At 43.2% G+C, this 2,162-nt stretch carries 2 protein-coding genes; both read right to left on the bottom strand.

Going from position 1 to position 2,162, the window contains the following annotated elements; all coding sequences use genetic code 11:
- The coding region (locus RMO27_RS03215) for a methyltransferase domain-containing protein (protein WP_309729030.1) at positions 1-321 on the bottom strand (321 nt) is incomplete at its 3' end.
- A gap of 182 nt (positions 322-503) precedes the next feature.
- Complete coding sequence (locus RMO27_RS03210; RefSeq protein ID WP_309729028.1) at positions 504-1,889, bottom strand: cytochrome P450; 1,386 nt, start codon at positions 1,887-1,889, stop codon at positions 504-506.
- Positions 1,890-2,162: the final 273 nt, after the last annotated feature.

Below are 2,162 nucleotides of genomic sequence, written 5' to 3'. Positions count from 1 at the left end.
TCGATCGTCGCCCCAAGGCAAGGAATCATCTGTGCCCTGCCGAATATCGATTCTGTCGCCTAATCCCTTTTTAATCAATCGATTTAAAGCGGTTTTGACCATTGTTTCGGTGGGATCGATACCAGCGATAAAGGTGCCTGTGGTGGTTGACAGGAGCATTTCGGCACAACAGCCAGTGCCAAATCCAATTTCTAGAAATTGCTCATTGTCGATCGGATTAAGTGCCTGAAGTGTTTTCTGGTAGGCATCAGCATTCGTCAATTCCATCAATTTTCCGAAAATTTTACCCGTGAAACCTGACGGACTTTGTGGCAATTTCATTAGTTGTTTTAGCGATCGCTAAGAATATATAAATACTAAGCCAACTTCCTGAAAATCCCCTCTTGGGAGGGGTGCCCGAAAGGGCGGGGTGGGTAAAATCTTCGATCAAACTATGTAATTCCGATCGATCTGTATTACCTCAATCTAGACAAGTTGATTGGTTATTTGTGGGAATCGATTATCTACCTACCCCGTCCTACGGACACCCCTCCGAGGAGGGGATTTAGTGGCACGAATGTTGCTTTTAACTGCTTCTGCATTGTAAATGGGCGACGCACTGGCGCAATTTCAGCAGTTTTCGGTGTTACTGTCCAATCATATTTTTGTAACAACGTCGAGAGCATAATCTTCATCTCCATCTGGGCGAGTTCCACACCGATACAACTATGCACCCCACCCCCAAAGCCAATTAATGAGTAAGGTTGTTTTTTATCTTCTTCTCGCGGTGGTGCAAACCGATCGGGATCGAAGGTATCTGGGTCTTGGTAAATTTCGGGCAACCGATGGGTAAGCTGTGGAAAAATGCACACATACCAACCAGCCGGAATCAGATAACCCCCATGTTCAACATCTGCCATCACCATCCGGCAGATAATAAAACCTGGTGGATACATCCGCTCACCTTCTTTGATGGTATTCGTCAGATGGGGCAGTTGACGAAGCTGTGAGATCGCGATTGGATTATCTCCCATTACTTGCTGCTGTTCATCCCACAATCTTTGCCGCCATTCGGGACAATTACCTAGTTCAAACAATAACCAACTCATCAAGCTAGATGTCGTATCATGCCCTGCAAATAGGAATCCAATCGCCTGATTAATTACTTGAGTTTCTGTAAATTTATTACCATCTTCATCGATCGTATTTAGTAGCAAACTCAGCACATCGGTAGACTGATCTAAATCACCATTTGTCGATCTTTCTTGAATAATTTGGCGGACATAGTTAAAAATTTTGCGGCGAGCAACTTGGCCCCGACCATGTAGAGTCAAGGGATGATCCCATTTAATCACACCATTTAAGCTGTCTACCAGGATCGTAAACCACTCACTTACTTGTTCAATCTCCGCAGTATTTTCGCTACCCAGAAAAATCTTGACGACAATTTTCAGTGTCAGTTTATGCAATTCGGCACTGAGATCGATTGTCCCTTGTTTGCCCCAATCATCGATCGTTTCCGTCACAACCGCCTGAATCGTATCAAAATAAGACGCGATCGCTTGTGGCAGAAACACTGGTAAAATCAGCTTTCGACTAATCCGATGCTGTTGCCCATCTTGCATCAACACCATATCAGGGCTGAGGATCGGCGATAAGAATTTATTACCCAATCGCGAGGACAGTTTATCAGCTTCATCTTTGAACATCAGCCGATTTGCCTCTGGCCCAACTAGGCAAGCGATATTATCAAATAGTCCTGGCATCGATACTTTGAAAATCTTGCCATGCTGCTGATGTCGTTGCCAATAAAATAATTCTTGCTGAGTGATTGCACCGAAGGTATTCCGAATCAGCGGTAATCCAGCATTACCAGGCATCATATTAGCAGGCTTGAGTTTATTAGTCATAGGGTGGATTTGTAGATTTGTAGGTTGGGTTTTATTCTTCAACCCAACATTTCTAGGATATTGGTATATGGCGGTTGACTTTGTTGGTTTTCGGGTAATTTTCCCAAAAATTATTAGTGTTATTTTTCATAGTTGGCTAAAAGTGCCCAACGCGCCAAATTTGTACATTTAGCCAATAAACCATTAAATTACTCTGTAATATAAAGCTGGGTGATCTCCTCGATGAAGTTTGGTTTCTCTAGATTTTCTGGGAGTGCAGAAAGTATACTTTCT

The sequence above is a fragment of the Chamaesiphon sp. OTE_75_metabat_556 genome (genome assembly GCF_031378165.1).
Lineage (GTDB): Bacteria > Cyanobacteriota > Cyanobacteriia > Cyanobacteriales > Chamaesiphonaceae > Chamaesiphon.
The sequence above is the reverse complement of the archived record's forward strand: the minus strand, read 5'-3'. Positions and strand labels throughout refer to the sequence as shown.